This is a genomic window from Gordonia sp. Swx-4 (assembly GCF_030316175.1).
GTDB lineage: Bacteria > Actinomycetota > Actinomycetes > Mycobacteriales > Mycobacteriaceae > Gordonia > Gordonia alkanivorans.
The window spans coordinates 4235638-4258171 of the sequence record NZ_CP128197.1 but is presented as its reverse complement, the minus strand read 5'-3'; the positions used below and the strand labels follow the sequence as shown (position 1 = coordinate 4258171).

23 protein-coding genes are annotated in these 22534 nt (G+C 67.6%); 13 read left to right on the top strand and 10 right to left on the bottom strand.

Going from position 1 to position 22534, the window contains the following annotated elements; genetic code table 11:
• Positions 1-13 precede the first annotated feature (13 nt).
• From PWF70_RS19325 to PWF70_RS19305, 5 genes are all read right to left on the bottom strand, one after another.
• Entirely contained in the window at positions 14-1366 is a 1353-nt protein-coding gene (locus PWF70_RS19325) for an alpha/beta hydrolase domain-containing protein (RefSeq protein ID WP_286352734.1), read from the bottom strand.
• On the bottom strand, positions 1363-1752 hold the full coding sequence (locus PWF70_RS19320; protein ID WP_035753484.1) for a carboxymuconolactone decarboxylase family protein: 390 nt from the start codon (positions 1750-1752) through the stop codon (positions 1363-1365). Before PWF70_RS19320 ends, PWF70_RS19325 begins: the two co-directional genes overlap by 4 nt.
• Entirely contained in the window at positions 1749-2630 is an 882-nt protein-coding gene (locus PWF70_RS19315) for an NAD(P)-dependent oxidoreductase (protein ID WP_006360316.1), read from the bottom strand. Before PWF70_RS19315 ends, PWF70_RS19320 begins: the two co-directional genes overlap by 4 nt.
• Positions 2627-3367 carry an SDR family oxidoreductase gene (locus PWF70_RS19310; RefSeq protein WP_006360315.1) on the bottom strand — a complete coding sequence of 247 codons (741 nt, stop codon included), beginning with the start codon at positions 3365-3367 and terminating at the stop codon, positions 2627-2629. The genes PWF70_RS19315 and PWF70_RS19310 overlap by 4 nt, the downstream gene beginning before the upstream one ends.
• A gap of 92 nt (positions 3368-3459) precedes the next feature.
• Positions 3460-4926 carry an aldehyde dehydrogenase gene (locus PWF70_RS19305; RefSeq protein ID WP_035753614.1) on the bottom strand — a complete coding sequence of 489 codons (1467 nt, stop codon included), beginning with the start codon at positions 4924-4926 and terminating at the stop codon, positions 3460-3462.
• 64 nt (positions 4927-4990) lie between these two features.
• On the opposite strand from PWF70_RS19305, the gene PWF70_RS19300 reads away from it, so the two are divergent.
• Genes PWF70_RS19300 through PWF70_RS19265 form a run of 8 tightly spaced genes read left to right on the top strand, consistent with a single transcriptional unit; the run spans position 4991 to position 11935 of the window.
• Positions 4991-5572 (top strand): TetR/AcrR family transcriptional regulator, encoded by a 582-nt coding sequence (locus PWF70_RS19300; RefSeq protein ID WP_006360313.1) that lies wholly within the window; start codon positions 4991-4993, stop codon positions 5570-5572.
• Entirely contained in the window at positions 5572-6816 is a 1245-nt protein-coding gene (locus tag PWF70_RS19295) for a cytochrome P450 (protein ID WP_006360312.1), read from the top strand. The genes PWF70_RS19300 and PWF70_RS19295 overlap by 1 nt, the downstream gene beginning before the upstream one ends.
• Positions 6816-7652, top strand: a complete 837-nt coding sequence (locus PWF70_RS19290) for an SDR family oxidoreductase (protein WP_006360311.1) — start codon at positions 6816-6818, stop codon at positions 7650-7652. Before PWF70_RS19295 ends, PWF70_RS19290 begins: the two co-directional genes overlap by 1 nt.
• Complete coding sequence (locus tag PWF70_RS19285) at positions 7649-9016, top strand: cytochrome P450 (protein ID WP_006360310.1); 1368 nt, start codon at positions 7649-7651, stop codon at positions 9014-9016. The genes PWF70_RS19290 and PWF70_RS19285 overlap by 4 nt, the downstream gene beginning before the upstream one ends.
• Positions 9016-9213: a ferredoxin gene (locus PWF70_RS19280; RefSeq protein WP_006360309.1), complete on the top strand. Its 198-nt coding sequence runs from the start codon at positions 9016-9018 to the stop codon at positions 9211-9213. The genes PWF70_RS19285 and PWF70_RS19280 overlap by 1 nt, the downstream gene beginning before the upstream one ends.
• An 11-nt stretch (positions 9214-9224) precedes the next feature.
• Positions 9225-9770: a Cif family virulence factor gene (locus tag PWF70_RS19275; protein ID WP_035753617.1), complete on the top strand. Its 546-nt coding sequence runs from the start codon at positions 9225-9227 to the stop codon at positions 9768-9770.
• A gap of 6 nt (positions 9771-9776) precedes the next feature.
• Positions 9777-11045: a hypothetical protein gene (locus PWF70_RS19270; protein WP_006360307.1), complete on the top strand. Its 1269-nt coding sequence runs from the start codon at positions 9777-9779 to the stop codon at positions 11043-11045.
• Positions 11042-11935, top strand: coding sequence for an SDR family NAD(P)-dependent oxidoreductase (locus tag PWF70_RS19265; RefSeq protein WP_035753491.1), 894 nt, complete (start codon positions 11042-11044; stop codon positions 11933-11935). Before PWF70_RS19270 ends, PWF70_RS19265 begins: the two co-directional genes overlap by 4 nt.
• A 13-nt stretch (positions 11936-11948) precedes the next feature.
• Here PWF70_RS19265 and PWF70_RS19260 read toward each other — a convergent pair whose 3' ends face one another.
• The 5 genes from PWF70_RS19260 to PWF70_RS19240 all read right to left on the bottom strand — a co-directional run bounded on the left by PWF70_RS19260 (position 11949) and on the right by PWF70_RS19240 (position 17356).
• Positions 11949-12941, bottom strand: coding sequence for an NAD-dependent epimerase/dehydratase family protein (locus PWF70_RS19260; protein ID WP_006360305.1), 993 nt, complete (start codon positions 12939-12941; stop codon positions 11949-11951).
• Positions 12938-13993 carry a phosphotransferase family protein gene (locus tag PWF70_RS19255; RefSeq protein WP_006360304.1) on the bottom strand — a complete coding sequence of 352 codons (1056 nt, stop codon included), beginning with the start codon at positions 13991-13993 and terminating at the stop codon, positions 12938-12940. The genes PWF70_RS19260 and PWF70_RS19255 overlap by 4 nt, the downstream gene beginning before the upstream one ends.
• Positions 13990-15072, bottom strand: coding sequence for a TIGR03857 family LLM class F420-dependent oxidoreductase (locus PWF70_RS19250; RefSeq protein ID WP_006360303.1), 1083 nt, complete (start codon positions 15070-15072; stop codon positions 13990-13992). The genes PWF70_RS19255 and PWF70_RS19250 overlap by 4 nt, the downstream gene beginning before the upstream one ends.
• 4 nt (positions 15073-15076) lie before the next feature.
• Positions 15077-16666 (bottom strand): fatty-acid--CoA ligase FadD1, encoded by a 1590-nt coding sequence (fadD1, locus tag PWF70_RS19245; RefSeq protein WP_006360302.1) that lies wholly within the window; start codon positions 16664-16666, stop codon positions 15077-15079.
• Positions 16667-16894: 228 nt separating this feature from the next.
• Positions 16895-17356 (bottom strand): hypothetical protein, encoded by a 462-nt coding sequence (locus PWF70_RS19240; RefSeq protein ID WP_006360301.1) that lies wholly within the window; start codon positions 17354-17356, stop codon positions 16895-16897.
• Between the two features lie 103 nt (positions 17357-17459).
• On the opposite strand from PWF70_RS19240, the gene PWF70_RS19235 reads away from it, so the two are divergent.
• The 5 genes from PWF70_RS19235 (at position 17460) to PWF70_RS19215 (ending at position 22495) form a co-directional block, all read left to right on the top strand.
• The gene (locus PWF70_RS19235; RefSeq protein ID WP_006360300.1) at positions 17460-18401 is read left to right on the top strand and encodes a PaaI family thioesterase; all 942 of its coding nucleotides are present in this window, start codon (positions 17460-17462) and stop codon (positions 18399-18401) included.
• 191 nt (positions 18402-18592) lie between these two features.
• Positions 18593-19396, top strand: a complete 804-nt coding sequence (locus tag PWF70_RS19230; protein ID WP_006360299.1) for a TIGR03084 family metal-binding protein — start codon at positions 18593-18595, stop codon at positions 19394-19396.
• 60 nt (positions 19397-19456) lie between these two features.
• Positions 19457-20620, top strand: a complete 1164-nt coding sequence (locus PWF70_RS19225) for an acyl-CoA dehydrogenase family protein (RefSeq protein WP_035753498.1) — start codon at positions 19457-19459, stop codon at positions 20618-20620.
• Positions 20621-20667: 47 nt separating this feature from the next.
• Positions 20668-21840 carry an acyl-CoA dehydrogenase family protein gene (locus PWF70_RS19220; protein ID WP_006360297.1) on the top strand — a complete coding sequence of 391 codons (1173 nt, stop codon included), beginning with the start codon at positions 20668-20670 and terminating at the stop codon, positions 21838-21840.
• Between the two features lie 10 nt (positions 21841-21850).
• Positions 21851-22495: a TetR/AcrR family transcriptional regulator gene (locus tag PWF70_RS19215; protein WP_006360296.1), complete on the top strand. Its 645-nt coding sequence runs from the start codon at positions 21851-21853 to the stop codon at positions 22493-22495.
• The last annotated feature ends 39 nt before the right edge of the window (positions 22496-22534 follow it).

Genomic DNA, 22534 nt, shown 5'->3' with positions numbered 1-22534 from the left:
GACGGGGTGCGCGCTACTCGGGCACCGACTCCGGGTTCGCGTCGGCGATCAGTTCGTCACGGTCTTCGACGAGCACGAATCCTGCGGCGATGGCCGCATCGGCGGCGTCGCGGTAGTGCTTCTCGTATTCGTCGCGGGTGCCGTAGCGTTCGGCGAGGAGATGTTCCGGCACCGGGTGGGTCGACCCGAACAGCAGACAGAGTCGGGAGATCGGTTCGGAGACAACGCCGCTCAGTACCTGGGTCGGTGCGTCGACGCAGGGGGTGCGGACGCCGCCGAGAACGTTGCCGATGTCGTCGACCTCGAACTCGGGCTCGGGAGTCGTGACGCCTCGGAGACGCAACGGGTCGGCGGCGGGTGGCGGATTCCCGCCGCCGGCCCACGCACGGAGGTGGCGGAGGCCGGCGCGCAGCACGAAGCGCTGCTGACCGCGGTTCACCGGGTCGGGGCAGCCGAGGAATTCCTCGAAGTCACCGATCTGATGCAGGTCGGCATGCGAGGTGCCGGCGATCTCCCACGCCCGCAGACGACCGGTGTCCGGTTGGCGCACGAGGTGGTAGCGGAAGTTGGTCAGCACATCGGTCTCGGTCTGGACGACGAGAACCGGCGCGTCGAGATCGGTGCGGATCGTGGTGGGTTCGCCGCTGAACACGGTGCTCACGTCGATCCCGGTACCGACCTCGCCCGCGGGAAGCCCTGCAGCAGCGCGACTGTGGATGAGGAACCCGTCGAAATCCCCATCTCCGGCAACCGCATTGACGTAGGTGGTCAGTGCCATCGCAGACTGGGATTCGCCGACCGCGAGCACCGAGCCGACGGTGAGCCCGGCGAGCGGGTGGTCCGGGGTCGGGCTCTCTCCGGAGTGGTCACCGCGGACCGCGAGGCCGATCGAACGGAAGATGTCGTAGCAGTACGCATCACCGGGATGATGCAGGCCTGCGTAGCGATCGGGGTCCTTGGCGGCGAGGCTCTGGGGTTCACCGGTGGCGACGCCCACTGATCCGGTGCCGCCCTCGATGCCGACGTACTGCGCCGACACTCCCACCCAGGCATAGCCGGCACGCACCAGCTCTGCGGCGACATACGAGTACTCCGGTGCGGCATCGCTGCCGCTGCTCACGTTCAGCCACTCCACGACGGCGCAGCCGTTGAACGCGGACGCGTCGGCGGGGCGTCGGACGACGAGCCGCGTCGTGAACTCGGCTGGTGGCGTGTCCGCGTCGCCGACGAGCCGCCGGGCCAGTCCCGACGCCGCGTACTCGGTGTCGGTGTATCCGGCGGCCACGAGGTCGGGGACCGGCGAGGCGCTCAGGAGCGACGAACCCTTGCCGTCGGTCAGGGGGCGAAACGTGATCTGCTGGTTCACTTCTGCTTCCGGTGCTTCTTGATGACCTCACCGAACATGAAGTGCATTTTGGTTCCCTGGGGCCAGCCGATGTAGTAGCAGAGGAAGAGGCTGATCTCCTCGAGCTGCTCGGGCGTGAGTTCGCCGTTGCCGAGTGCGGCACCGGCCTGGATCTCGGCGACGTCGATGTTGTTGCTCGCCGCGAGTGCACCGAGCAGTAAAAGTCGCCGATCCCGGTCGGAGAGGCCCTCGCGCGCCCACACGTTGCCGAACACCTGGTCGGCGGTGTGGGCGAAGTAGTCGCCTGGACCGTCGCTCATCTCCCAGCCGTAGACCTCGGACATCCGCTTGAGGCCGCGTTTGCGCACCTCGTCGGGTGCTTCGTCGGAGATGTTGGAGCGGGTCATGCGGTTTCTCCTTCGAGGTGGGGGACACCGAGCCCGGGGGCCAGCTCGCGGAGTGCGATCTGGCCGAGGGGCAGATCGACGCCGAGGTCGTCGGCGAGTGCGAGTGCCAACGACAGGTCCTTCTCGCCCAGTGTACGAACGCCGGTGAAGATGCCGTACCACGGATCGTCGGCGTCGAGTGTCGCCGTGGTCTCGCGCAGCATGATGGCGCCGGCACCGCCGGTGATGGCGTCGGTGTGCCGAACGACCCTGCCCAGCTTGGTGATGTCGAGCCCGGCGGCCTCGGCGAGTCGCGCGGCTTCGGTGGTGGCGGTGAACGAGATGAAGTGCAGGAGGTTGCGGGCGAGCTTCATCTTGGTGCCCGCGCCGACCTCGGCTCCCGCGTGCACGAGCATGTCCGAGGTGAGCCGGAAGGGCTCCTTCAGCTTCTCGTAGGCGTCGCGCGGGCCGCCGACCATGATCGCCAGCCGTCCCGACGCCGCGCCCATCGCGCCGCCGGAGATCGGGGCGTCGAGAAGGATGACATCGCGTTCTGCGCACTGCTTCGCGAGATCGATCGCGGTGTCCGGGCCGATGGTCGAGTGGACGGTGATGATGGTGCCCGGGCGGGCCGTCGACAGGAGTCCGTCGGCACCGGTGACCACCGACCGGACCTGCTCGTCGTTCAGGACGCAGATACCGATGATGTCGGCGGCGGAGGCGAGTTCGGCGAGCGAACCGGCCGCCTTCGCACCCTTGTCGACGACCTTGGCGATCGCCTCCTCCGACAGGTCGAACACCGTGAGGCCGCCCGGCCAGGCGGCCAGGCTGCCGGCCATCGGGCCACCGATGTTGCCGAGGCCGACGTACCCCAGCCGGATCGGGGTCTCCTCTGTCATGACCGGATGACCTGCCCGCCGTCCACGTTGAAGATCTGCCCGGTGATCCAGCCGGCCTCCTCGGACAGCAGGAACAGGCACATCCCGACGAGATCTTCCGGCGTGCCGAACCGCTTGAGCGGCAGACGGTTCACGATGTCGGCGACCATCTCCTTGGGCGTGGTGGTGCGGGTGGCCTCGGTGTCGATGGGGCCGGGGGCGATCGCGTTGACGCGGATGTTCTGGCCGCCGAGTTCGGTCGCGAGCTGCTGGGTCAGGCCGTTGACGCCGACCTTCGCCAGACCGTAGAAGCCGCTGTACAGCCATGCGGCGGTGGAGGACTGGTTGACGATCGCCCCGCCGCCGTTGGTCATGTGCGGGTAGACCGCGCGGGTCACGTTGAGCGCACCGTCGAGGTTCACGCTCATGAACTTCTTGTAGTAGTCCCACGGCACGGTGATGAGGAAATCGAGCTTCATCCCGCCGTAGATCGCAGCGTTGTTGACCAGGCCGTCGATCGAACCGTAGGCGTCGACAGTCGCCGCGGCGAGAGCTTTCGCCGACTCCTCGTCGGCGACATCGGTGCTGACGTACAGGCCACCGATGTCGGCGGCGACCTGCTTGCCCTTCTCGTCGGCGAGGTCGGCGACCACGACGTTGGCGCCCTCGGCGGCCAGTGCCCGTGCGTAGGCCTCACCGATACCGCCGGCGGCGCCGGTCACGATGATGGTCTTGTTCTCGAAACGCTTGGAACTCATTGTCCTGCTTCCTGTATTGGTATTGCTCCCTGAGGTGCGAGCTTGCGAGTGTTTCTCGCTCCCTGAGGTGCGAGCTTGCGAGCCACGAAGGGTCAGGCGGGCCGCGCGACGGCCTTGGTCTCCAGGTATTCCTCGAATCCGGCGACGCCCATCTCGCGACCGATGCCGGACTGTTTGTAGCCGCCGAACGGGACGTCGGCGGAATACCAGATGCCGCCGTTGACGCCCATGGTGCCGGTGCGAACACCGTTGACCACCTTGTTGATCCGATTCTCGTCGGTGCCGTAGACCATGCCCGACAGTCCGTAGGGGGAGTCGTTGGCGATGCGGATCGCGTCGTCGTCGCCGTCGTGGGCGATGATCACCAGGACTGGACCGAAGATCTCCTCCTGCGCGACGCGTGCCGAGTTGTCGAGTCCGGAGATCAGCGTCGGTTCGACGAAGAAGCCCCTGGATTTGTCGGCCGGACGGCCGCCGCCGATCTCGATCGTGCCGCCTTCCTGCTTGGCGATCTCGATGTAGGACTCGACGCGTTGACGCTGGCGCTCGGAGATCAGCGGCCCGCAGATCGTGCCCGAACTCGTCGGGTCACCGGCCGGCAGACCGGCCAATGCGTCGCGGGTCGCGGTGATCGCCTCGTCGAGCTTGGTGCGCGGGACCACGAGTCGCGTGGTGATCGCACAGCCCTGACCGGCGTGGGTGACGACGTTGAAAGCGGCCATCGCGCAGGCCGAACCGATGTCGGCGTCGTCGAGCACGATGAACGCGGACTTACCGCCCAGCTCGAGGAAGACCTTCTTCAACGACTCCGACGCCGCGGCCATCACCTTCTTGCCGGTCGCGGTGGAGCCGGTGAAAGAGACGAGGTCGACGCGGGGATCGGTGGACAGCTGCTCGCCGAGCCGGTGGTCGGTGGAGGTGACGATGTTCAGGACGCCGGGCGGGAAGTCGGTCTCCTCGGCGACGACCTTGCCGACCAGTGCTGCGCACCACGGGGTGTCGGGTGCGGGTTTGAGGACGACGGTGCACCCGGCGGCGAGGGCCGGCCCGATCTTGGCGAAGTTGATCTGGTGCGGGAAGTTCCACGGGGTGATCGCCCCGACGACGCCGATCGCTTCCGACCGCAGCTCGCGATGGTTCTTGATGCCCATCGGCTTGGCCGTGCCGAGATCGCGTGTCCACTCGTAACTCTCGGCGAGATCGGCGAAGTAGCCGAGATCGGTGACGGGACCCTCGAATTGCGGGCCGTGGGTGAGGAACGACGGGCAGCCGACCTCGGCGATCGTCAGCTCCCGGAACTCGTCGGTGTGGGCGAGCAGGGCGTCGCGGAGCTGGCGAAGGCAGCGGGCACGGAAGGCGTGGTCCCGCGACCAGTCGGTGGTGTCGAAGGCGGTGCGCGCGGCGGCGATCGCGGCGTCCATGTCGGCGGCGGTGGCCTCGGCAGCCTGCCCGATGACCTCCTCGGTCGCCGGGTTGACGACGTCGAAGACACCACCGCTGCCGGGGGTGAGTTTGCCGTCGATCAACAGGTCCGACGCGGATTCGGGGCGAAGGGTCATGAGCTGGAACTCCATCTGGACAGGTGTCTGGACTCGCGTTCAAACCTAGTGTAGCGTGGCTCACATGTCCAGCCCCGTGTCCCAGGAATCCACACGTCGCCGCCTGACACAGCAGCAGGCCGAGACGGTCGCGCGACTCACCGACGCGGCGGTCGACGTGTTGAACGCCGAGGGATTCGACGGGCTCACCGTGCGTTCGGTGGCCAAGCTCGCGGGCGTCGCACCCGCCACGGCGTACACGTACTTCTCGTCGAAGAGCCACCTGGTGGCCGAGGTCTTCTGGCGTCGGCTGTCCGCGGGCGTCTCCGAACCCGACCCGGCCGCCACGCCGGCCGAGCGGGTCGCCCAGGTGCTTCGCGAGGTCGCCCTCGTCGTCGCCGGAGAGGGGCAGCTCGGCGGCGCGGTCACCGTTGCGCTGCTGGGAACCGATCCCGACGTCGAGCATCTGCGCGTTCGCATCGGCGCGTTCATCCGTCGGCGTCTGGCGGCCGCGCTCGAGGAAGACCCGGAGAATCCGGGTCCATTGCTCGACACCCTGGAGATGATCTACTCCGGCGGCCTCGTCTACGCCGGCATGGGGCACATGACCTATGAGCAGACATCCGAACGTCTTGTCGCCGCAGCACATCTACTGATGGAGAAGTGATGACCGAAACGACATCGGTGCCGGGGATGGAGCGGGCGCTCCCCTTCGACCCGTATGCCTACGACTTTCACGAGGATCCGTATCCGACCTATGCGCGGCTCCGCCGGGAGTCGCCGGTCTACTACAACGCCGAGATGAACTTCTGGGCCCTGGCCAACCACGCCGACGTCCGCGCGGGATTCCGTGATGTGCAACGGTTCTCGAACAGCTGGGGCGTGTCGATGGACCCCTCGGCGTACGGGCCCGACGCGCACAAGTCGATGTCCTTCCTCGCGATGGACGACCCCAAGCACATGCGGATCCGCAAGCTCGTGTCGAAGGGCTTCACGCCGCGCCGTGTCAACGACCTGACCGGCCGGATCACCGCGCTGACGCACCAGCACTGGAGCAAGTGCCTCGACATGGGCGAGTTCGACTACGTCCACGACTTCGCCGCGCTCCTGCCGATGGATGTGGTCTCCGAGCTGCTGGGCGTTCCCGAGGCCGACCGTACGGATCTGCGTCACCAGTCCGATCTGCTCCTGCATCGCGAGGACGGCGTCCTCGACATCCCCGAGGCCGCGATCTACGCCTACATCGAACTGCACAAGTACTACTCGGAACTCATCGCCGACCGGCGGAAGAATCCCGGCGAGGATCTGGTCTCGGCCCTGATCGAGGCCGAGATCGACGACGACGAGACCGGGGAGAAGATCAAGCTCACCGAGGACGAGATCGTCGGCTTCATGGTGCTGATGGTGGTCGCGGGCAACGAGACGACCACCAAACTGCTTGCCAACGCCCTGTATTGGGGCTGGCGCAATCCCGACGAGCTCGCCAAGGTGTTCGCCGACCCCGAACTCGCGGTCCCGCAGTGGACCGAGGAGACGCTGCGCTACGACAACTCGACGCAGATCGTCGTGCGTCGCGTGGTCGAGGACGCACCGTACGGGGACTACGTGATCCCGGCCGGCGACCGCGTACTCCTCCTCGTCGGCTCGGCGAACCGCGATGAAGAGGTCTTCGGTCCGGACGCCGACAAGTACGACATCGGTCGCGACAACGGGCAGGCGCTGATGAGCTTCGGCCTCGGCGCGCACTTCTGCCTCGGCGCCCATCTCGCTCGCCTGGAGGCCAACATCGGTCTCGGCGAGGTGATCCGGTCGATCCGCTCGGTCGACATCGACATCGACAGGGCGGTCCGTGTGCACTCGGTCAACGTGCGCGGCTTCGCCGAACTCCCCGTGAAAGTGACGGTGCGCTGATGGCTTTTCGTCCTCATCCCGAACGTCGACCGGTTCTGGTCGCAGGAGCGTCGTCGGGAATCGGAGCGGCAACCGCCGAACACCTCGCCGCCGCAGGCCATCCGGTCGCCCTCGCGGCCCGGCGCGTCGAGAAGCTGCAGGAGTTGGCCGACAAGATCATCGCCGCGGGTGGCGAAGCGGTTGCGGTGCCGCTCGACGTGACCGACGAACAGTCGGTCATCGACTGTGTCGCGAAGGCGGAGGCCGCGCTGGGTGAACTCGAGATCGTGGTCGCCGGTGCCGGTGACCTCGCGGTCGGACTCTCCTATGAGACGAGCCCGGAGCACTTCGCCGATCAGGTCAACATCCACCTCACCGGCGCCTACCGCATCTACCGTGCGGTCATCGGCGGCATGATCGACCGTGCGCGAGGTGATTTCGTATTCATCGGCTCCGATGTCGTGCTCCATCCGCGGCCCTGGTCGTCGGCCTATGTGGCCGCGAAGTCGGGTATCGACGGACTGGTCTCGACCATCCAGCTCGAACTCGAGGGCACCGGCGTGCGTGCGGGTGTGGTCCGGCCGGGACAGACCTTGACCGGCATGGGCATGAATCTCGACCCGAAGACCACCGAGGACATGCTCAACGACTGGATCAAGCACGGTCTGGCGCGGCACGGCAACTTCCTCGAACCGCGCCACATCGCGCTCGCCGTCGCGGCCATGGTCACCATGCCGCGCGGCGCCCACATGCGCGCGGTCGAGGTGGAGGCCGAAGGGGCCGTCTCCCGCGACCGGAGTTCCGGCAAGACACAGCAAGACACACAGTCGACGAAGGACAAGGGGACCGATCGATGACCGCGATCACCGAATCAGGCCTGAAGAAGCCGCCTCGCGTTTCCGGGGGCGAGGGCGAACACGGACATCTCGACGAGCTCGCCACCGACCCGATCTCGCTGTTCTGGCGCGTCCGGGAGGAATGCGGCGACGTCGGCCTGTTCCAACTCGCCGACCGCGAGGTGGTGTTGGTGTCCGGGGCCGCGGCGAACGAGGAGTTCTTCCGCGCCCCCGAGGAGGACCTCGACCAGGCGGCCGCCTACCCGTTCATGACGCCGGTGTTCGGCGAGGGGGTCGTCTTCGACGCGAGTCCCGAGGAACGCTCCAAGGCGATCCACAACTCGGCCCTCAAGGGCGCCCACATGAAGCAGCACGCGGTGACGATCCCCAACGAGGTGGAGCGCATCATCGCCGAGTGGGGCGACGAGGGTGAGATCGACCTGCTCGACTTCTTCTCCGAACTGACGCTGTACACCTCGTCGGCGTGCCTTATCGGACGCAAGTTCCGCGAGCGTCTCAGCGCCCACATCGCCCACCTCTTCCACGACCTGGAGAAGGGCACCGACCCGATCGCCTACGTCGACTACAACGCCGACATCGAGAGCTTCCGCAAGCGCGACGAGGCACGCGCCGAGCTCGTCGAGTTCATCCAGGGCGTGATGGACGAGCGCATCGCGAACCCGACTCAGGACAAAGAAGATCGCGACCTGATGGACGTGCTCGTCCAGGTCGGCTTCGACGCGAACACGGTCACCGGCATGTTCATCTCGATGATGTTCGCCGGCCATCACACCACATCGGGCACCGCGGCCTGGACGCTGATCGAGTTGCTGCGCAACCCGGATTACATGAAGCGCGTCTACGACGAACTCGACGAGATCTACGGCGACACCCCCGACGGCGAACGTCCCGAGTACACCTTTGCCCACACCCGGCAGATGCCGCAGCTCGAGAACGCGCTGAAGGAGGCGCTGCGACTGCACCCGCCGCTGATCATCCTGATGCGCGTGGTGCAGAGAAACTTCCATGTCGAGGACTACGAGATCGCCGCCGGTCAGTCGATCGCGGTGTCGCCCGCGGTCTCCAACCGTCTGCCCGAGGACTTCCCGGATGCCGACGCCTTCGACCCCGACCGGTACGAGAAGCCGCGGCAGGAGGATCTGGTCAACCGCTGGACCTGGATTCCGTTCGGCGCCGGCCGACACCGTTGTGTCGGTGCGCAGTTCGCGATCATGCAGCTGAAGGCGATCTTCTCGGTGCTGTTCCAGAACTACGAGTTCGAGATGTTGCAGCCGTCCGAGAGTTACCAGAACGACCACTCGAAGATGGTGGTTCAGCTGCAGCAGCCCTGCCGCGTTGCCTACCGCAAGCGTCAGGATCGCTGATGCGCGTCGAGGTCGATCTGGATCTGTGCCAGGGGCACGGCATGTGCGAGCTCGAGGCCCCCGAGGTCTTCGCCGCCCATATGGACCATGTGGAGATCCTCGACGCCAACCCCGACGAATCCCGGCGAGCCGAGGTCGAGGCCGCCGTGCAGTACTGCCCGACGCAAGCGTTGCGTCTCATCGAAGATGACGAGTGAAGGTGGAACACATGTCTTTTGACCGTGCGGAACTGGAAGAGATGAAGGAACGGTGGCTGGCCGCCAACATCGAGGCGGAGAAGGCGGGGGACTGGAAGCCGCTCGCCGAGTTCTACACCGAGGACGCCACCTACGGCTGGAACTACGGCCCCAAGAAGGACTTCATGGCCGTGGGCCGCGAAGAGATCCGCGAGCTCGCGCTCGGTCAGGAGATGGAGGGCCTCGAGGGCTGGGAGTATCCGTATCAGGCATGGGTCATCGACGAGAAGACCGGCGACATGATCGGCCTCTGGAAGCAGGTCTACGAGGGCACCCGTGAGGACGGCAGCCATTACGCGCTCGAGGGCATCCAGGGCAGCTGGTTCAAGTACGGCGGCAACTTCCAGTTCTCCTGGCAGCGTGACTTCTTCGACTACGGCAACGTCTCCGCCCTGTTCATCGAGATGATGAAGAACAACGCGATGAGCGACGGAATGCTCAAGCGGGTGGAGAAGGCGGCGCCGGGCAACCTGCCGGGGTGGTACGACTTCGGTAAGGCGCCGGTCGCGTTCTGGTGACCTGACATGACTTCCACAGCCCCGACCTATCAAGGTCTGAGTCAGGCGCAGCTCGCCGTCCTGGTCCCCGAACTCCTGCTGTCCGGTCAGATGATCGACCGCAGCGGTATGGCCCACCTCATCAGCGCTTTCGGTCGAGATGTGATGGGCAGGATCGCCATCGAGGAATGGATGGCCGCGAGCCCGGTGTACACGCATCGCGTTCGGACGGCACTCGGAGTCGACGGTGACGGCGTTGAGGACATGTTCAAATGTCTCCAGCTCGACATCGGTGCACCGCCGCAGTTCATGGACTTCCGGTACCGCGTCGACGACAAGTACCACGGATCATTCATCCTCGATCATTGCGGCGCCCTGCTCGACGTCGAACCGCTCGGCGACGAGTACGTCACGACGATGTGCCACGACATCGAGGACCCGACCTTCGACGCGACGGCCATCGCGACCAACCGCCGGGCGCGTATCCGACCGGTGCATCGGCCACCTCGACGCCCCGTCGACCGGACTCCGCACTGCGAGTGGACGGTCACCATCGAACCGGACCGCGACGAACTGCCGCTTCCCCCGGATGCCGAGGAGATGTTCGGGACGCGCGCCGGCCAGATCGAGCTGTCCGCGATCGACGCGGCGTCGACCGACGGCTGGGTCGACTACCGAGGGCCACTCGTCGAGGATCTGCAGTTCGCGGAGTGGTCGACGTCGGCACTGGCGCGGATCGCGGAAGAGGTTGCGCTGCAACATCAGCTGCTGTCCCTCGGCTTCCTGATCAGCCTGCGGCGGTATGCGGAGAGCGAAGATCAGGTCGTCGAGATCTTCCGTAAGCAGCTGATCGGGATCGCCGGTCTCGCGGCGGACCGGATTCGCGCGGCCCTCGAGCTGTCGACAGACGCCGAAGGCCTGGCGCAGGTGCTGGCGCTGCATCCGTGCTTCGGGCCGGCGCAGTACACCGGTCTGACCGCGACCGCCGACGGCGACACCGTCTCCGTCCGGCTGCCCAGGGAATCCGACGCCATGACCGACGGCGGATGGATGTCGCTTCTCACGCCGGATCATCTGGAACCACTGCAGGCCGCCGCGACGGCGGTGAGTCCGTACCTGCGTGTCGAGGGTGCCGTCGAGACCGAGGATGCGCTCGAGATCCGGATCGTCACCTCGGACACGGCGCAGAAGGAGAGCGGCGAGGTGGCGATCGCACGGTTCAGCGGCGGCGCGAGTTTCGAGTTCGTCGATCGAGGCCGCTCGATCCCGATCACGCCGGTCGGCAGCTCGGCGTGAATCCGGACGGCGGCTGGTCTCCCGGGGCTGCCGGACTGGGCGGCCGGGTCGCCGTGATCGCGGGCGCCACCCGCGGGATCGGCCTCGCGGTGGCGTATGCGCTGGCAGGCCAGGGAGTTTCGGTCGTCGTCAACGGACGTGACGGAGATGCGCTCGAGGAGACCGTCGCGGAGATCCGCGGCGGCGGGGGACAGGCCGTCGGCGTCCGCGGCTCGGCCGGTGACGACGCCGTCGCCCAGCAGATGGTCGACGCCGCGCTCGGCGAGTTCGGCGCACTCGACATCGCCATCAACTGCGCGGGCATCGCCGAACCCGCCGGGTCGACGGTCCTGACCATCACCCCCGACGAGTTCCGGGCCCAGGTGGACGGACACCTCATGTCTGCGTTCCACCTCCTCCAGGCCGCGGGACGGGTCTTCGTCGAGCAGGGTTCGGGGTCGATCGTGCTCACCGGCTCGGCTGCGTCGCTCGGGATGTTCGGCGGCAGCGGCTATCCCGCGGCGAAGGGCGGCGTCAACGCGCTGGCCCTCGCCGCCGCCGCGGACCTGGCCGAACACCACGTCCGGGTCAACGTCGTGATGCCCGGCGCCAAGTCGCGGCTGTCGACCGGCGACGACTATGTCGCCCACATCGAGGGCCTGCATCGTCGGGGGATTCTCGATGACCTGACCCGGGAGGCCGCCCTCGATCCGGCGCCGCCGGAATACGTGGCACCGCTGTACGTCTTCCTGGCCAGCGATGTCGCCGAGCACGTCACCGGCAGCATCTTCAGCGCCGCAGGCGGTTTCATCGGACGGTTCGAGACACAGCAGGCGAGCTTCATCGCCTACCGCGATCACAAGGACACCTCGCCGTACAGCCTCGGCGAGCTGGCGGAACTCCTCGGCTGACCTGAATTTTTCGTCAGGACCGGCGGGCGGCCCGTCGCTCCAGCCAGAACCGTGCGCCCTCGGCGATCGCCTCGGTCACCGGTCTCGGCCGCCAGCCCAGGTCGCGCTCGGCCTTGCCGTGGTCCATCTCGGACATGAAGTGCATCAGCCGCACCGACGGGACGGTCAGCTGGACGGGCTTGCGGGTGAGGGCGGCCCGCGCCGAGCCCGCCGCACCGGCCGCGTACAGCGCAGGGCGGTTGAGCACGAGCCGGGGAGGCTCCCGGCCGGCGGTGCGGGCGGCGATCTCCACGATCTCGCCGGTGTCGATGGACCGCTCGGCGACGATGTACCGCTCGCCCACCTCACCCCGCTCGGCCGCCAGGGCGAGTGCGCGTGCAGCGTCGTCGATGCCCACCGACTCGGCCCGGCAGCCGCGAATGGTGAACGGCAGCTTGCCCAAAGCCGCACCGGCGACGAAAGACCCGTGTGGCGTCGGCTGCCAGTCGCCGGGACCGTAGGTGTTGGCGACGCACATCACGACGCCCGGCACGGCCCCGTCGCGGGAGTAGTCCATCAGTAGGTTCTCGGCGGCGACGCGACTCTTCACGTACCCGGGTGCGTGCTTCGGCCAGTTGAACGCATCGTCCTCGGTGGCCAGACGCCCCTGGACCCGCCCGATGGTGGCGGCGGTACTGGTGAAGACGAACCTGCGCAGCGGCTGTGTGGCGGCGACGTCCAGCACCGCCCGCAGGCCGTCGACATTTGTTCGGTACAGCGGTGCCGGATCCCGCAGCCAGGCACGGGTGTCGACGGCGCAGTGGAACACCACGTCGCAACCGTCCATCGCCGCGCGCACCGAGTCGGCGTCGAAGAGGTCGCCGGTGACGTGCTCGAAGTCCAGGCCGGACAGCGTGCGGAGATCGCTGGTCGGACGCGTGAGGACGCGTACGTCGTCCTCGTTCCCGACGAGATGACGGACCAGTCGGGCACCGAGGAAACCGTTGCCGCCGACGACGAGCTTCATCGTCCGGCCAGACCGCCCGGCACGAGATCCTCGATCGCGGCCGCGCTGCGGGACAGCATCGCGTCGAACATGGCGGTGCCGCGTTCGGTGGGTTGCGCGGCGGCCGAACCGAAGACGATGATCAGCGGCGCCTGGATGAGGTTGGCGACGTAGTCGTCCCAGCACTCGTCGAGCGTGTAGTCGGTGACGCCCTCGGTGACCACCGCACGGTGATACGACGCGACGATGCCGCGTTCGTGCTTTCGACGATCCTCGGTGGTCAGGCTGGTGCTGAGTAGAAAGGCGATGTCGCGCAGCGGGTTACCGGTGGTGATGGTCTGCCAGTCGATGACCGTCACCTCGCCGGTCGGGCTGAACAGCACGTTGTCCACACGTAGGTCTCCGTGGATGAGTGCGGTGTTCCGCAGAGGCGCGACCAGCCAGTCGCCGGCCTCGCGGACCAGCCAGTCGATGGCCGCCGAACTCTGCAGGTCGGGCGAGAAGCGGTCGCGGTAGACGTCGGCCATCGGGGCGAGGATCGTCTCCATCATCTCGCGTTCGGCGGCACCGGGCAGCGGCATCTCCTCGAGCAGTGCGGCGTCGTTCCAGCGGGGTGCGTGCAGACCGGCCGCCGCCACGGCGACCGACTCCGCCTGTGCCGGCGTGCATCCGGTGATCTGGTCGCCCTGCACCGCGTCGCCCATGTCCTCGAGCAGGAGCACGAACTCGGTGGCCGGGTCGGAGATGGTGGCGGCGTAACACCGCGGGATCGGGACGGTGAAGCCCGCGGCCAGATCACGGTAGAACCGGACCTCGTTGCGGAACACCCCGGACCCGAACTCCCGCTGCTCGGGAGCGCCGGTGGCCAGCTTGGCGACCATGGTGGCGGGCAGATCCGTCGGACCGTAGTGTTCGAGTGTCAGCCGATACGACCCGGCCATCTGCCCGGTCCCGACAGCCTCGGCGGTGACCGCGGTGATCGACGCGTCGTGGCCGTTCTCGCCGAGGAAATCCGTGAGCCACGTCGCCGTGAGTTGCTCGACGCTCGTGGGTATCTCGAGGGTTTCCGTCACGAGGGCATCCTTCCGGGGTTGGCCGGTAGTCCGACCGCGCGGTCGGGACGAATGTCGCGGTACGCCGAGACCACCGGTGCCAGTTCGGTCGGCGTCGCGCCATGCAGTATCACCGAGTCGACGCCGAGGTCGAACTGTTCGGCGATGGTCTTCGCGCAGTCCGACGGCGAACCGGTCGCGGAGTCGGCGACCCACGCCTCGGGGATGGTCTCGGCCAGTTCGGCGAGTTCGTTGTCAGTCGCGGTGGCATCGATCGGCCCGCGGGCGCCGGTGAAAGCGGTTGTCGCCCGCACTCGTTCGAGATCGGCGGGGTCCCATTGATTGGCACCCATGAGCTGGTCGGGGTAGCCCTGCAGGTAGGTCGCGAGGCGCCCGTACAACCGGCGCATCCGGTCGGCCGGGTCCAGGTCGTCGGACACCGTCGCCACGACCGACCAGATCCGGATCGACGCCGGGTCGCGGCCGGTGCGTTCGGCTGTCTCGCGCACGTGGGCGACGGCCCGTCGGGTGGCGTCCGCGCTGAAATAGGTGTGCAGGACGACGCCGTCGGCGATCTCACCGGCCAGTTCGAGGGTCTTGCGACTCATGGTCACCAGCATGATCGGCGGTGGGGAATCCAGGGTCACGCCGAGATTTAGCAACGGGTACGAGCCGATGGGTCCGTCGTGACCGACGACCATCTCACCCGCCCACAGCCTGCGGAGCAGCCCGGTGATGTCGCGCAGGGCCGCGCCGGTGACGAGCGGGACGCCGAGGATCTGCCACTGCGGGGTTATCCCGCGTCCGAGTCCGAGAGCGAAGCGACCGCCGGACACCTCGGCCAGGGTGGCGCCCATCGTCGCGGTGATGATGGGGTGCCGGGTGTTGTGGTTTGTTGCCGCCGTGGCGATCCCGAGGTTCTCGGTCGCACCGGCGAGAGCACCGCACAGGGCGGCCGCGTCCTTGACGTTGAACCGCTCCGAGACGAAGGCCGTCCCGAGTCCGATCTCGTCGGCGAACCGCGCCTCGCCGGCGAGCTCGCGGGGGGTGACCGGGTGCCGGGAGAGTGCGTAGTAGCCGAGCTCGGTGAGCTGTTCCATGGGCTCAGGCGCTCGCGCTGACGGCCTCGCGGTATTCCTGCGACCGCGCCTCGCGCACCCAGAGGGTGCCGTCGCCGGCGGTCGCACCTTCTTGCTTCAGGGTGCGCTTGAGGATCTTGTTGGTGGCGGTGGTGGGCAGGTCGTCGGCGATCCGGACGTATCGCGGCCAGGCCTTCGGCGACAGGTCCGCCTGTGCGGCAAGCTGTTCGGCGAAGGACTCCGGGCTCAGTTCGACGCCGTCCTGCAGCACGACGGCGGCCATCACGGCGTCACCGACGTGTTCGTCGGGCACCGCGTACACCGCGACGCGGTTGATCTCGGGCACCCGCAGAAGTATTCGCTCGATCGGCCCGGCGGCGAGGTTCTCGCCGTCGACCCGCATCCAGTCGCCGGTCCGGCCGGCCAGGTAGATCCACCCGTCGGCGTCCTTGTAGGCGAGGTCGCCGGACCAGTACATCCCGTGACGCAGACGCTCGTTGGTGGCAGCGGAGTCGTTGTAGTACCCCATGAACATCCCGCCGCCCTCGACGTTCACCAGCTCACCGATCGCCTCGTCGGGATTGAGAAGTGCTCCGGTGCCGTCGAATTCGGCTGCGGGACACTCGGTGATCGTGGAGGAGTCGTAGACCGCGACGTTGGGGAAGCCGCGGCCGATCGAACCGTGCGGGGTGCCCGGTTCGCGGGTGATGATGATCGCGAGCTCGGTGGAGCCGAAACCGTCCCAGACCGTGCAGCCGAAGCGGCGCGAGAACTCGTCGATGTCACGGTCGGTGGCCTCGTTGCCGAAGGCGACGCGCAGGGGATTGTCGGCGTCGTCGGGCTTCTCCTCGGTGGCGAGGATGTAGGCGAGAGGCTTGCCGACGTAGTTCATGTACGTCGCGTTGTAGCGGCGGATGTCGTCGAGGAAGGTCGACGCGGAGAACTTGGCGGGCGCGATCGCGGCCCCGCCGCACAGTGCGACGCAGTAGCCGCCCATCAGTGCGGCGCTGTGGAAGAGCGGCATCGACAGGTAGCAGACGTCGCCGGGGCCGATGTCGTACTTGTCGGAGAGGACGGGACCGGCGAACGGGATCATCATGTGCGCGAACTGAACCGGCTTGGGGTTGCCGCTGGTGCCCGAGGTGAAGATCAGCATGAACGTGTCCATCGCGCCCGGCACGGAGTGCGGGGTGAGGTCACCCGCCCCGGCGATGAGGTCGGTCCACTGCGGGGTCGAGGTGTCCAGGACCGTCACGCCGGGGAGTTCTAGGCCCTCGAGCAGGGGGCGGTGCTCGGCGTCGGTGATGAGGATCTGGCAGTCGGCGCGCAGGATGTCGGCGGTCAGGCCGTCGCCGCGTCGGGTGTTGTTGATGCCGGCGGTGACGTAGCCGCCGAGGGCTCCGGCCGCGAGGGCGATGAGCATGTCCGGGGTGTTCCCCAGCAGGGTGCCGATGTGCATCGGTCGAGAGGCGTCGGCCACGGACAGTATTGCGGCAGCGGTCTTCTCCGCATCGCGGACGTACTCGCGCCACGTCCAGCGGCGTCCCTCGTAGGTGATCGCCAGGTTGTCGTCGTCGGCTCGTGCCTGGAGGAGCTGGGTCACTGTCTCGGCCATGCGGCCAAATCTAGAACGTGTTCACCAGGTGCGTGTACAGATCTGAAATATTGTCTACTGCGCCGCGTCGGAGACGCCTGGGTGTGGCCGTCGGAGACGCCTGGGCATGACAGTCCGAGACGCCTGGGCATGACAGGCGGAGACGTTGCACCACGGCCGGGGTTCCCGGAAACAACTCGGTCGGGGACGCCGAAGCGTCCCCGACCGAACGGGTGTTGCTGTCTGCCGCTAGCGCTTGAACGAGCCGCTACCGGGCACGACGGTGAACGTGCGGTCGTTCTTGCCGATGATCGTCGTGGTGAACTCGATCGAGCCGGCACCGGTCGCGAGGGCCACGCCGTCCGACGGGCGTGCGTCGCTGCAGGCATCGAAGACGTCGCTGCCGGACTGGCCGGTGGACTTGTTGGTCCAGCTGATGCCGACGCGTGCGTCCTTGAGGTTGGTTGCGCAGGCCTCGGTCGGCGTCGTGTTCAGTGCGACCTGGGTAACACCCGGTTCGGTCGCGGATGCGAGGATCGAGGCGAGGAAGCCTCCGCTGACGCCGTTCGAGCCGACGGTGATGCCCGTGTTCGGGACCTGTTCAACGCTCAGCGCCTGCTCACCCGGGGCGGCCTGCGCGGTCGCAGCGCCCAGCGTCATCGCACCGAATGCCGCAACGGCTCCGAGTCCAGCAATGGTCTTGCGTCCCATGTGTATCTCCCGTCACTTTGGACACTTCGAATCTACAGCGTACGGGAGTGATGTTGGACTCCTCAAGGTGAGGTCGGCGGCATTCTGCTGATACAGAAGACGTATGAGCGATCCGCATCACGCCGAGTCATCGAACCCGGGGCCACACGACCCGCTGTCCGCCTTCCATCTCGGCGACCTCGCCGTCGAGGGCAAGGGCGTGCGCGCCGCTCAGTTGCTCTGCTCGCAGTTCGCCGACCATCGCGGCCTGATCGAGCTGCCCGCGCTCGCCGTTCTGTTCGATCACTGCGGAGGCATCCCGTTCCATCGCACCCACGACGACCCGGCGGCCGCCACGCTGCAGGCGCGGTTGTCGTTGTCGACGCACGGTCGCGCGAACATCGGTGACCTGCTCGCGGCGCGTGCCGAGGTGGTGATGCACGACGACGGCTGGGGCTCGACATACGTCGAGATCCGCTCCGGGGCAGGGCAACTGTGTTGTGTGGGCACCGCCCGCAATGTTCGCGTCGGGCGCGCCCTGACGGGTCAGACTCCGTCCGCCGAGATCGGGATGGCGATGCCCAGCTGCGACGACGACCACGGCGTGACGCTCCCGGCCGCCATCCCCGCGGATCTGACCGGGCGGGCGGTGGTCGAGGAGATCGCCACCAAGCAGCGGGACCCCGGACCGCTGGTCGAGATGCTCAACGGCACGGTCGAGGTGCTCGACGGGGCCATCGAGTGCGACGCCGGTATTCGGTTCCGCAGCGCCACCGACCCCTGGATGGGCAACATGTTCGGCACCATGCACGGCGGCGTCATCGCGACGATCGTCGGCCAGGCGGGGTCCTTCGCCGGGCACCTGCACGCCGGGGCAGGGCAGGAGTACTCGATCGGTGACATGGCGATCGGCTTCTACCGATCGCCGGCGGTCGACGGCAGCGAGGTCACCGTCGCGGTGACGCCGATCAAGACCGGGCGTCGGATCTCCTCCTTCGAGGCGACCATGACCTCATACGACGATGTCCTGCTGAGCCGCGCCACGCTGGACGTTCACTACCACTGACGGCGGTTGCTCCGCTCCGATAACCAACCCTGATGACCGCCCCTGGGATCTGCCCCCGGTAGCGGAGTCGCCGACATATCGTCGGCGGACTCGCTTTTGAGGGTTGATCGCAGGGGCGGTTCACTGTGCGTCGCCAAAGAAACAATCAAGCGCGCTTGATTCTTCTACGGTCCTGTGTGACGCTATGGCGCATGACCGATCGAGCAGCGGCCGTGTACGGCGTCGTGGCAGACCTCGAAGCCGAGTCCGACCAGCTCGATGCGCTGGTCGCCGACCTCGACGACGCGGGATGGGCCACGCCGACGCCGGCCCCGGGGTGGACCATCGCCCACCAGATCGCGCACCTTGCGTGGACCGACGAGGTCGCCGCCATCGCGGCGACCGATCCCGAGCGCTTCACCGAGCTGGTGACCGAGGCTCTGCAGAACAGCCCCGAGACCTACGTCGACGATGCCGCCGAGGCCGGGGCGGGTGCCCCGGTCGAGGAGATCCTCGCGGGCTGGCGACTCGCGCGAGCAAAGCTGGCGGACGCGCTCCGGGAAGTGCCCCAGGGTGTGAAGATCCCGTGGTTCGGCCCGCCGATGTCGGCGGCGTCCATGGCGACCGCGCGGCTGATGGAGACGTGGGCGCACGGTCTCGACGTCGCCGACGCCCTCGGGGTGACGGTGCTGCCCAGCGACCGCATCCGCCACGTCGCACACATCGGTGTGCGCACACGCGATTTCGCCTACATCGTCAACAACAAGGTCCCGCCGGCCGAACCGTTCCACTACGCCCTGACCTCGCCGTCGGGTGAGCTGTGGACCTGGGGTCCCGAGGACGCGTCGAACATCGTGCGCGGCTCGGCACTGGACTTCTGCCAGCTCGTCACGCAGCGACGTGCCGTCGCCGACCTCGACCTGGAGTTCGTCGGCGAGGATGCGCTCGAATGGTCCGGTATCGCACAGTGTTTCGCCGGGCCTCCGGGCGCCGGCCGCGAGCCGCGCGGCGCCTGAACGCCGCGTCGAACCCTCCACTCGTTCCACACCACGGTCACATCACCTAAGGAGCCTCGGGTGCCCATCACCAGCCCCAACGTCTGGGACACGCCGGAACGTCTCGAACTGCGTTCGATGGTCCGCAAGTTCGTCGAGAAGCACATCGTGCCCTTCCAGGACGACTGGGAGCGCGACGGCGAGATCCCGCGTTCGCTTCACCTCGAGGCCGCCAGGCTCGGCCTGTTCGGCCTCGGGGTGCCCGAGGAGGTCGGCGGCTCCGGCGGCGACGTCATCGACACGACGATCCTCGCCGAGGAACTGCACTACGCCGGTGCGGCCGGCGGTATCTTCGCGGGCCTGTTCACCCACGGCATCGCCCTGCCGCACCTGATCGCCGCCGGCGATCCGGAGCAGATCGACCGCTGGGTCCGCCCGACTCTCGCCGGTGAGAAGATCGGCTCGCTCGCGATCACCGAACCCGGCGGTGGCAGCGATGTCGGCCACCTGACCACCAAGGCCGAGCGCGACGGCGACTTCTTTGTCGTCAACGGCTCGAAGACCTACATCACCTCGGCCGTCCGGGCCGACTTCGTCGTGGCGGCCGTCCGCACCGGCGGACCGGGCGCCGGCGGCGTGTCCCTCCTCGTCATCGACAAGGACACCCCCGGATTCACCGTCACCCGCAAACTCGACAAGATGGGCTGGCGCTGCTCGGACACCGCGGAGCTGTCCTTCGTCGACGCACGCGTCCCGGTGAAGAACCTCGTCGGACCGGAGAACTCCGGATTCGCCCAGATCGCCATGGCTTTCGTCACCGAGCGGTCGGGTCTGGCCGTCCAGGCCTACGCCAGCGCCCAGCGGTGTCTCGACCTCACCGTGCAGTGGGCCCGTGATCGCGAGACCTTCGGCAAGCCGATCATCGCGCGTCAGTCGGTCCAGGACACCCTGACCGAGATGGCGCGTCGTATCGACATCGCCCGCGTCTACACCCGCGCCGTGGTGGAGCGGAAGGTGACCTCGCACGACGACCTCATCGCCGAGGTGTGCTTCGCCAAGAACACCGCGGTCGAGGCCGGAGAATGGGTGGCCAACAAGGCCGTTCAGCTGCACGGTGGACTCGGTTACATGACCGGCACCGAGGTCGAACGCCAGTACCGCGACATGCGCATCATCGGCATCGGCGGCGGCACCACCGAGATTCTCAACGGTCTGGCAGCCAAGCGACTCGGCTTCCACGCCTGAGTCGACGCCCCCATCCGAACCCGAACCCACACAGAGGAAAAGACGCGATGACAGCCTTGGAGAACCCCTTCGTCGAGACCCCGGAGCGCGCCGCGCTGCGTTCCGCGGTCGCCGGTCTGGCCGCGAAGTACGGCCAGGAGTACTTCCGGGATTGCGCCCGCGAGGGACGCAAGACCGATGAGCTCTGGCAGGAGGCGGGCAAGCTCGGCTTCATCGGCGTCAACCTCCCGGAGGAGTACGGCGGCGGCGGTGCGGGCATGTACGAGCTCGCGATCGTCATGGAGGAGATCGCCGCCTCCGGCACCGGTCTGCTGATGCTGGTGGTCTCGCCGGCCATCTGCGGCAACGTGATCGCACGTTTCGGCACCGACGAGCAGAAGCAGCGGTGGCTGCCAGGCCTCGCGGACGGCTCGATCACGATGGCGTTCGGCATCACCGAACCCGACGCCGGGTCGAACTCGCACAACATCACCACCACGGCCCGCCGTGACGGTTCGGACTGGCTGCTGTCCGGTCAGAAGGTCTACATCTCCGGTGTCGACCAGGCTCAGGCAGTTCTGATCGTGGCGCGCACCGAAGACGCGAAGACCGGCAAGCTGAAGCCGGCGCTGTTCATCGTGCCGACCGACGCGGAGAACTTCTCGTACACCATGATCGACATGGAACTGCAGAACCCGGAGAAGCAGTTCCAGCTGTTCCTCGACGACGTCCGGCTGCCGGCCGACGCACTCGTCGGCGACGAGGACGCGGCACTCAGTCAGCTGTTCGCCGGGTTGAACCCGGAACGGATCATGGCCGCGGCGTCGGCGGTCGGCATGGGGCGGTTCGCGCTCGACAAGGCCGTGTCGTATGTCAAGGAGCGCACGGTGTGGAAGACGCCGATCGGCGCACACCAGGCCATCGCCCATCCGTTGGCGCAGGGCAAGATCGAGCTCGAGATGGCCAAACTCATGATGCAGAAGGCCGCGACGATGTACGACGCGGGCGACGACTGGGGTGCCGCCGAGCCGGCGAACATGGCGAAGTACGCCGCCGCCGAGGCCGCGGTGAAGCTCGTCGATCAGGCCGTGCACTCGATGGGCGGCAACGGGCTGACGACCGAATACGGCATCGCGCCGATGCTGAGCCTCGTCCGCATCGCCCGCGTCGCACCGGTCAGCCGGGAGATGATCCTCAACTTCGTCGCGCAGGCCAGCCTCGGCCTCCCGAAGTCGTACTGAGGCACTACCGATGGTGTCCACGCGTGTGTCGTCGAATCGTCGTGAACCGCAGCAGGAACGCTCACGCCTGACGCGTGAGCGCCTGCTGCGGGCGACGATCGACGCACTCGCGGCGGATGGTTGGGCGGCGGCCACCGTCGCCGCGGTCGCCGAACGCGCCGGCGTTTCGCGAGGCGCTGCGCAGCACCACTTCCCGACGCGGGAGTCGCTCATCACCGCTGCACTCGAGCAGGTCTTCGACGACCTGACGACGGCGGCGGACAGCAGGTTCGGGACGTCGGCCGCGCCGGGCGAGCCGATCACCCCTGCACGAGTGCTGGCAGCCGTTCAACGCGTGGTCGACGTCTACACCGGAACGGAATTCAAGGCGGCCCTGCAGGTGTGGGCGGCCGCGGCCTCCGATCCCGCTCTGCGCACCTTGATCCTGCCGCTGGAGGCGAAGTTCGCCCGCGCAGCCCATCAGCGCACGATGGCGGCGATGGGGGTCTCGCCGGCCGACGAGAAGGGGCATCGTCTCGTGCAGGCGACGCTCGACTTCGCGCGGGGGCTCGGCCTGGCCGACACCCTGACCGACGACTCGGCGCGACGAGCGCAGGTCGTCGACACCTGGTGCGAGCAGCTCGCGGTGTCGTTCGGGGTCGACGAGACCGACTGACGAGCAGACGGGTTCAGGCCGACGCCCGCCGCGCGTGCA